We start from the raw sequence: 8013 nt of genomic DNA, 5'->3' as shown, positions 1-8013 counted from the left end.
GATCAGCAGCAGGTCTTGCCAGCGATGATGGGTTTTCAAGTACTCGCGGGAATCGGGTATCTGGGCTAGATACGGCAACGGACTGGGGATGGAGACAGCTTTCATATGTGATTATGATAAAAGCCTGAAAGCAACCGGAGCCCTACCCCTTGCGTGGAGAGGGCTTTACTATGAGTTCATGGATATTCGAATAGGAGCTGAAGATCTTCAGCCCGAGGAGCTCATTGCGCTGTACGAAGACAGCGGCTGGGGCAAGGCTTTGGAATACCGGCCCGAAATGGTCAAAACGGCCATTGAAAAAGCCGATCTGGTATTGCAGGCTCGAGTTCAAAAGCGGCTGGTGGGCTACCTTTCGGCCTTTTCGGACGGGGTTTCCAGCACACATCTGGACGTACTGCTGGTGCACCCCGCCTTCCGGGGCCGTGGTATTGGCACTGCCCTGATGCGAACCTTTTTGAACCATCTTGCTCCGACCTCGCTTTGGGTGCTGGGCTTCGAGGAGAACGCCGGCTTTTTCGAGCGATTTGGTCTGAAACAACGCCCGGTTTTGCGGGCCTGGTCGGCTTCATCTACCGAGTGGAAGGGTGTGGTGGCCTCGAGGGAGGCCTGATTCACAGCTTACCTCTGACTTTATCGCCCTCTTTACAGACGTAGCTTCCCATCTGGGCAGCCACTGTTTTCTAAAAGACAACGCATTTTGAAGTCAGGCGGCTCAAAATAAGTGAAGAGCGCTCTATCCCTATAAGTGTGTGTTTGTTCTTGGGTATGGCACTACTTGCCAACCCCAAAGCCCTCACGCCGGTGGTGCTTTATGCTTCCGCTTTGTGCTCTAGGATGAACACATGGAGTACCTCGCCTACACCGTCTTGCTGCTGACCTACCTGGGCCTGGGCCTGGGCTACTGGCCGGGCTACCGCATGAACCGGGCGGCCATTGCCCTCACCGGCGCGGCTTTTCTGATTGTGCTGGGGGTGCTCGACTTCGAGCAGGCCTGGCGGGCCCTCGAGCCCCATACCCTGGGCTTCTTGTTTGGGGTGATGGTGCTCAACACCCACCTGGCCTATGCGGGGTTTTTTCAGCTCGTACTGAACTGGCTGGTGCACCTGGCCCGCTCGCCCCTGGGCCTTCTGGTCTGGCTGACCTTTGGCACCGGCCTGCTCTCGGCCCTGTTCCTCAACGACACCATCGCCATCCTTTTCACCCCGCTGGTGCTGGCCCTGACCCGCACCCTGGGGCTGCCGCCGGTGCCCTACCTGCTGGCCCTGGCCGGGGCCACCAACCTGGGCAGCGTGGCCACCCTGACCGGCAACCCCCAGAACATTGTGGTGGGGAGCCTCTCCCGCATCGGCTACCTGGACTTTGCCGCCGCCCTGACCCCGGTGGCCCTGCTGGGCCTGCTGGTGCAGGTGGGGCTCCTGTATCTTTTCTACCCGGCCCTGCGCTCCCTTAAGCCCCTGCCGCCCCTGCCGCCTTTGCGCTTTCGCTACAACCGGGCCCTCTTGTTCAAGGGCCTCTGGATTACCCTGGCCCTGCTGGCGGCTTTCCTGCTGGGCTATCCCCTGGCGCAGGCCGCGCTGATTGCCGCCGGGTTGCTCTTGTGGAGCCGCCGGATTCGCTCCGAGCGCTTTTTTATGCGGGTAGACTGGGAATTGCTGGTGCTGTTCTCGGGGCTGTTTATGGTGACGGCCGCCGTGAAGGAGCTGGGCGTTCTGGCTTTGCTCGAGCCCTTAGCCGCTACCGCGCCGGGCCTGACGGGCGTGACGGTGCTTTTGTCCAACCTGATTTCCAACGTACCGGCGGTGCTGCTGTTGTACCCCCTGATTCCCGCCGGCGAGACCCAGGGCTGGCTTCTGCTGGCGGCGGCCTCGACGCTGGCGGGCAACCTGACCCTCCTGGGCTCGGTGGCCAACCTGATTGTGGCCGAGGCTGCCCGGCGCGAGGGGTACCACCTGAGTTTTCTGGAGCACCTGCGCTTTGGCCTGCCCCTCACGCTGGTTACATTGCTGATTGCTTATGGCTGGATTTACCGTTAGCCTCGAGCCCCGTCTGATGGCGGTGGCCCAGGAAATAAGGGCCCCTACCCACGCCGATATTGGCGCCGACCACGCCCTTTTGCCCCGCTACCTGCTGTTGTCCGGGCGGGTAGGGCGGGTAATTGTGGTGGAGAAAAACCCGCAGCCCTGGGAGAACTCGAGGCGAGCCCTTACGGGCCTGAATGCCGAGGTGCGCCTGGGCGACGGCCTTTCGGCCTTGCAGGCGGGTGAGACCGACTCACTGAGCCTGTGCGGGATGGGGGCCCGGCTTATGGTTCGCATCCTCTCGGCCCACCCGGCCCGGCTGCCCCCCCGCCTGGTGCTCCAGCCCAACGACAGCCCCGAGCCCCTGCGCCGCTGGGCGCTTTCTGCTGGGTTTGCCCTGGTGAACGAACAGATGGTGGAGGGCTTCTGGCGCTATGGCATCCTTACCCTACAGCGCGGTACTTGTACGGCCTATGCGGGGTTGCCGCTCGAGCCGGCCCTGCGCTATGGGCCGCTGCTGCTCAAAGCCCAGCACCCCTTGCTCAAGACCGACCTGCAAGAGCGGCAGCAGTATTTGCAAAAGCTGGCCCAGGTAGAGAAAGTCCGGGCTGAACTCGAGGTGCTGGGGCAGGCCCTGACGCTCTTAGGAGCGTAAAATTTCCCCCACTCCCCACAGGCCACGAGCCACACGCCACAAGCCTTCCTCAATGAGGCAACCGGGGTTGCACCACACCGTACACGTACGTGCCCAACAGCGCCCCCAGCAAAATCAGCAACGCACCCGCATACCCACTGCCCAGCAGGGCGTAAATGGGCCCGGGGCAAGCACCCACCAGCCCCCAGCCCAGCCCAAACACCACCCCGCCCAGAATGTAGCGGTAGCGGCCCGGATCGGGCGGACGGACGCTCAGGGGTTCCCCCTCGCGCGACTTGACCCCCAGCCGCCGCAGCAACCAGAGCGAGAGCGCTGCGGTGAGCACCGCACTGCCGATAACGCCGTACATGTGAAACGACTCGAAGCGGAACATCTCGTAGATGCGGTACCACGAAGCAATCTCGGAGCGAATGGCCACCACCCCAAAAAATGCGCCCGCCAGCAGATAAGGCAGGTAGGCCCGCAGGCCCTGGAGGGGCCTGGCTTGTTCGGTGGTCTCCACCTTGAACTCGTCGGAACGGAGCAGGGCCATGTTTTACCTCCAGGAAAGCAGCCAGGGCAGCAGCAGGTGGGCCGATATCAGCCCTCCCACAAAGAAGCCCAGCGTGGCCAGCAGCGAAGGCAGTTGTAGCGCGGCCAGCCCGGTAATGGAGTGCCCCGAGGTGCACCCTGCCGCCCAGCGGGCCCCAAAACCAATCAAGAACCCGCCCAGCAGCAAAAACAAGGCCCCCGGCAGGCTCAGCACCGCTTGCCAGGAAAAAAGTTCCCTGGGCAAAAAGCCCGAGTCCGCCGAAACCCCCATCTGCGCCAGGGCCTGGGCCGTCTGGGGGTTGAGCGCTACCGGGTTGGGGTTGGCCCAGAGCACCCCGGCCACAAACCCCCCCAGCACGATGCCCAGCACAAAAGCCAGGTTCCAGCTTTCGGCCCGCCAGTTGTAGCGGAAAAAGGGCTGCCGGCTACCCAGGGCCGCGCAGAGATGCCGCAGCGAGGAGGAGATGCCAAAGCGCCGGTTGCCAATCAGGAGTAGCAGGGGCACGGTCAGGCCGATCAGGGGGCCCGCCACGTACCAGGGCCAGGGCTGGGTGAGCCATTCCATAGAACCCTATCATCCAGGAAAAGCTGACAAAGATTGTAAACTAATCCGCAAAAAAGAACCTCGAGGCGTAGAAAACTTCAGATTCGACAGTTGACTCAAAACTTGGTACCGGTTCAGGAAGCGGGAGATAGGGGAGGGGGATTCGGTCTGGCTGTGCTGGGGTCTGGCTTTGCCCTGACCCGTGAGAAGGAGGAACAGCAGGGCCTTGAGGGACTCCCGGAGGTGGGGGGTTAGCATGAGGGTCAGGATGGTGCAGAGTAAGGAGTGGGCCGCTTGTGGCATAGAACCCTTCATCTGAAGGGAACCCGGCGGCCCTTTTCAAGTGTTCCCCCCCAGGCATAGGTATGCGCGGGATGGATAAGCGCAAGTTTTGAGTTGAGCATTGCTGGCGAGGCCATAACCCAACTGCTCAAGATTGAACCCAACGCACCCATTAACGCCGCCAAACAGATTGTTGGCTTTCAGAACATCCTGATTCACAACCATACTTGGGTTAGTTTGGCAAAACAAGGGTAGAAGCGAGGGAAGTAGCTCATCTTCATCAAACCTTCGCATTCCATACACCGAACTTTGGCTATGCTAGAGGAACATCGAGGGGTGAATATGACCCGTTCCCGTCCACGCATGCGCATACCCTGGCTCTGGCTTCTGGCGGCTCTGGTGGTGGGGGGGCTGGGGGTGGCGGCGTATGTGCTGCTCCGGCCCAAGGCGACCCCGGCCAGCACCCCCACGGTGGAGACCGCTACTGTGCAGCGGGGGGTGTTCAGGGTCTCGGTCTCGGGGCCGGGCACCCTCGAGGCTGCCCAGTCCCTTGCGGTCAAGCCCGCCGTCAACGGCACCGTGCTCAAGCTGCCCACCGTGGGCGACCGGGTACAGCGGGGGCAGCTTATTGTGCAGCTCGACCCCACCAACTACACCCGCGCCCTGGAAAACGCCCGGCTGGCCCTGCAAAAGGCCCAGGCCAACCTGGACAAGCTGCGGGCCGACCAGGCCAGCGCCCAGGCCACCAACCGGCAGAACATCGCCAGCGCCGAGGTGGCCTATGCCAATGCTCGGCGCGACCTCGAGGCCGCCCGCGCCAACCTCCAGGCCACCCAGAAGCTCTATGAGCTGGGGGGCGCCAGCGCCCAGAGCCTGCAAAGCGCCCGCGACGCCTACGCCAAAGCCCAGGCCAGCCTGGAAATGGCCCAGGTCAACCTGAACACCGCCCGCCAGGCCCTCTCGCTGCGCAATAGCGCCAATGCCCAGGATCTGCGCAACGCCCAGATAGCCGTGGAGCAGGCCCGGCTCGAGGTCAAAAACGCCGAAGAAAACCTGGCCAATACCAAAATCTACGCCCCCTTCGATGGCGTGGTGGCCGAAGTGAACGCCCAGGTGGGCAGCATCGGGGTGGGGGCCACGGTCAGCAACAGCACCGCCCTGCTCACCCTGATAGACGATTCCAGCGTGAACCTGCCGGTGCAGATTGACGAGAGCGAGATTGCCAGGGTGCGGGTGGGCCAGCGGGTCGAGGTGAGCTTGGATGCCTTCAGCGGGGAAACCTTTGAGGGCAAGGTTACGGCCATTGCCCCCAAGGCCCAGATTCAGCAGAACATCGCCTTTTTCTACGTGACCGTGAACATCCCCAACCCCGAGCGCAAGCTGCGGCCCGGCATGAGCGCCGAAGGGGAAATTATCCTGGAGGAGATTCCGGACGCCCTCACCATCCCCAAGCGGGCCGTGCAGACCGTGCGCAACCGGGCCTATGTGGATGTGCTCCAGCCCGACGGCAGCAAGGAAACCGTGCGGGTGGTGCTGGGGCCCGACGACGGGGTGAACCAGGTGATCCGCGAGGGGCTGGAACCCCGCCAGACCGTGGTGTTGCCCAGCCGGGCGCCGTCGAGCAGTAATCAAAGCGGGCAGAGCGGTCTGCGCCTGCCCTTGGGGGCCCCTCCGGGAGGTGGGCGATGACGGTGGTCGCGCTCGAGCAGGTGCGCAAGGTGTACAAAACGGGGGCGCTCGAGTTCGAGGCCCTCAAGGGGGTCTCGCTGGAGATCCGCCAGGGCGAGATGGTGGCCCTGATGGGGCCCTCGGGCTCGGGCAAAACCACCCTGATGCAAATTATCGGCCTGCTGGATCGGCCCACCGAGGGCCGCTACCATCTGGCCGGACAGGACGTGACCACCCTCACCGAAAACGAGCGGGCTGAGGTACGCAACCAGGAGATCGGCTTTGTCTTTCAGGCCTTTCACCTGCTGCCGCGCCTGAACGTGCTGGAAAACGTGGAGGTGCCGCTCATCTACGCGGGCTACGGCCCCGAAGAACGGCGCGAGCGGGCCGTGGAGGTGCTGCAAAAGGTGGGGCTGGGGGACAAGCTCAAAAACCTGCCCTCGCAGCTTTCGGGGGGCCAGAAGCAGCGGGTGGCAGTGGCCCGGGCCCTGACCATGCGCCCCTCCATCCTGCTGGCCGACGAGCCTACCGGCAACCTCGACTCCAAAACCGCTGCCGAGGTGATGCGGCTCTTTCAGGAGCTCAACGACGAGGGCACCTGCGTGATTGTGGTCACCCACGAGGCCGACATCGCCGAGTACACCGGGCGCATCGTGCGCATTCGCGATGGGCAGATCGAGTCGGACGGCCCCAACCCCCACCGCAAGCGCCCCGTGGGAGGGTTTGCATGAGCGTGGCGCTACCGCCTGCCAAAAAAGTACGCTCCCGCGTGGCGGGCATGAACCCCTGGCAGGTGTTTCGCATTGCCTGGCGGGCCATTCTGGGGAACCCCCTGCGCTCTATTCTGACCACCTTGGGGGTGATTATCGGGGTGGCGGCGGTGGTGGCCCTGACCATGGTGGGCCAGGGCTCCACCGCCAACATCACCCGCTCGCTGCAAAGCCTGGGCACCAACCTGCTTACCATCGGGAGTGCTACCGGGGGGCGCGGTGGGGGCTTTGGCCTGGTGCGCTTTGGCGGCCCCCAGACCATCACCCTGGCCGATGCCGAGGCGGTCAGGGCGGCCTTCGCGGGCCGCCTGGCCGGGGTGGCGCCCGCCCTGCAAAGCAACCAGCAGCTCAAGGTGGGGGCCGCCAACCTGAACGCCACCGTGATTGGCACCTGGCCCGACTACGCCAGCGTCCGCAACGCCCAGCCCGCCGAGGGCAGCTTCTTCAGCGAGGCCGACGTCCAGAGCCGCAGGCGGGTGGCGGTGATTGGCTACGGCATCGCCCAGGACTTATTCGGCGGCCAGGATCCCATCGGCCAGCGCCTGCGCATTGCGGGTATCTCCTTCACGGTGGTGGGGGTGCTGCCCGACAAGGGCGACTCGGGCTTTGCCAGCCCCAACTACCAGGTGATGGTGCCGCTCTCCACCTACCTTCAGCGCCTTGCCCGCAGCAGCACCGGCGAGCCCAGGGTGAACGCCATTTATGTGCAGGCCCCCGACAAGGACTCGCTCTCCCGCCTCCAGCAAGAGCTGACCGACTTCATGGCCCAGCGCCGCAAGGTGAGCGACCCCAGCGAGTACGACTTTAGCGTGCAGAACCAGGCCGACGCGCTGGCCTCGGTGAACCAGGTTACCCAGACCATGACCCTCTTTCTGGGCGGGGTGGCCGGGATTAGCCTGCTGGTGGGCGGGATTGGCATCATGAACATCATGCTGGTCTCGGTGACCGAGCGCACCCGCGAGATTGGCATCCGCAAGGCCCTGGGGGCCAAACCCCGCGACATCCTGACCCAGTTCCTGGTGGAGTCGGTGGTGCTCTCGGTGGGGGGCGGCATCCTGGGCATCTTTTTGGGGCTGGCCATGGCCCGCAGCGTGGGGCAACTGCTGCGGGTGACCCCGGTCTTCGACCCCTTCAGCATGGTGCTGGCCTTTGTGTTTTCGGTGGCGGTGGGGGTCTTCTTTGGCTACTACCCGGCCTCGAGGGCCGCCCGGCTCGACCCGGTGGAGTCGCTAAGGTACGAGTAGCCGAAAGCCCCTAGCCATCCGCCATCGTTCAGTGGGGTGGAGGTTACGCGATCCCAGGTCGCAGGTCTCATGTCGCAAGCCGGAACGTCCTGAGCCAAGGGTAAGTCGTCACCTCATACTCAAGTTACGCAACCCAGAAAAAAAGGCGATAGAATAGGGGTCTTCTGACAGCATAGGAGACCCCAAGATGCGTATAACCCCGTTGGCGACGTACCTGGAAGCGATGCTGGTGTCCATCCATAACCAGAGCTGTAGCGGTCTGGCTGATGGCTTTCATGCCGAATCAATCTCCCACGATTGG

At 63.6% G+C, this 8013-nt stretch carries 8 protein-coding genes and 1 pseudogene; 6 read left to right on the top strand and 3 right to left on the bottom strand.

The window, feature by feature from the left end; translation table 11 throughout:
* Window positions 1–178 precede the first annotated feature (178 nt).
* The 3 genes from J3L12_RS16375 to J3L12_RS16365 all read left to right on the top strand — a co-directional run bounded on the left by J3L12_RS16375 (window position 179) and on the right by J3L12_RS16365 (window position 2673).
* Window positions 179–610, top strand: coding sequence for a GNAT family N-acetyltransferase (locus tag J3L12_RS16375; RefSeq protein WP_208016119.1), 432 nt, complete (start codon window positions 179–181; stop codon window positions 608–610).
* Window positions 611–842: 232 nt separating this feature from the next.
* The gene (locus J3L12_RS16370) at window positions 843–2033 is read left to right on the top strand and encodes an anion transporter (protein WP_208016118.1); all 1191 of its coding nucleotides are present in this window, start codon (window positions 843–845) and stop codon (window positions 2031–2033) included.
* Window positions 2014–2673, top strand: coding sequence for a tRNA (adenine(22)-N(1))-methyltransferase TrmK (locus J3L12_RS16365; RefSeq protein ID WP_208016117.1), 660 nt, complete (start codon window positions 2014–2016; stop codon window positions 2671–2673). Before J3L12_RS16370 ends, J3L12_RS16365 begins: the two co-directional genes overlap by 20 nt.
* 49 nt (window positions 2674–2722) lie before the next feature.
* Here J3L12_RS16365 and J3L12_RS16360 read toward each other — a convergent pair whose 3' ends face one another.
* From J3L12_RS16360 to J3L12_RS16845, 3 genes and pseudogenes are all read right to left on the bottom strand, one after another.
* Window positions 2723–3205, bottom strand: a complete 483-nt coding sequence (locus tag J3L12_RS16360) for a DUF6691 family protein (RefSeq protein ID WP_208016116.1) — start codon at window positions 3203–3205, stop codon at window positions 2723–2725.
* 3 nt (window positions 3206–3208) lie between these two features.
* Window positions 3209–3769 carry a YeeE/YedE thiosulfate transporter family protein gene (locus J3L12_RS16355; protein ID WP_208016115.1) on the bottom strand — a complete coding sequence of 187 codons (561 nt, stop codon included), beginning with the start codon at window positions 3767–3769 and terminating at the stop codon, window positions 3209–3211.
* 105 nt (window positions 3770–3874) lie between these two features.
* Window positions 3875–4051 (bottom strand): annotated as a pseudogene (locus tag J3L12_RS16845) (transposase); the annotation flags it as partial.
* A gap of 321 nt (window positions 4052–4372) precedes the next feature.
* On the opposite strand from J3L12_RS16845, the gene J3L12_RS16350 reads away from it, so the two are divergent.
* From J3L12_RS16350 to J3L12_RS16340, 3 genes are read left to right on the top strand one after another with little or no spacing between them, the layout of a single operon-like run.
* Window positions 4373–5719, top strand: coding sequence for an efflux RND transporter periplasmic adaptor subunit (locus J3L12_RS16350; RefSeq protein WP_208016114.1), 1347 nt, complete (start codon window positions 4373–4375; stop codon window positions 5717–5719).
* Complete coding sequence (locus J3L12_RS16345) at window positions 5716–6429, top strand: ABC transporter ATP-binding protein (RefSeq protein WP_243455337.1); 714 nt, start codon at window positions 5716–5718, stop codon at window positions 6427–6429. The genes J3L12_RS16350 and J3L12_RS16345 overlap by 4 nt, the downstream gene beginning before the upstream one ends.
* Window positions 6426–7712 carry an ABC transporter permease gene (locus J3L12_RS16340; protein ID WP_243455336.1) on the top strand — a complete coding sequence of 429 codons (1287 nt, stop codon included), beginning with the start codon at window positions 6426–6428 and terminating at the stop codon, window positions 7710–7712. The genes J3L12_RS16345 and J3L12_RS16340 overlap by 4 nt, the downstream gene beginning before the upstream one ends.
* Window positions 7713–8013: the final 301 nt, after the last annotated feature.

Source organism: Meiothermus sp. CFH 77666 (assembly GCF_017497985.1).
GTDB lineage: Bacteria > Deinococcota > Deinococci > Deinococcales > Thermaceae > Meiothermus.
The sequence above is the reverse complement of the archived record's forward strand: the minus strand, read 5'-3'. Positions and strand labels throughout refer to the sequence as shown.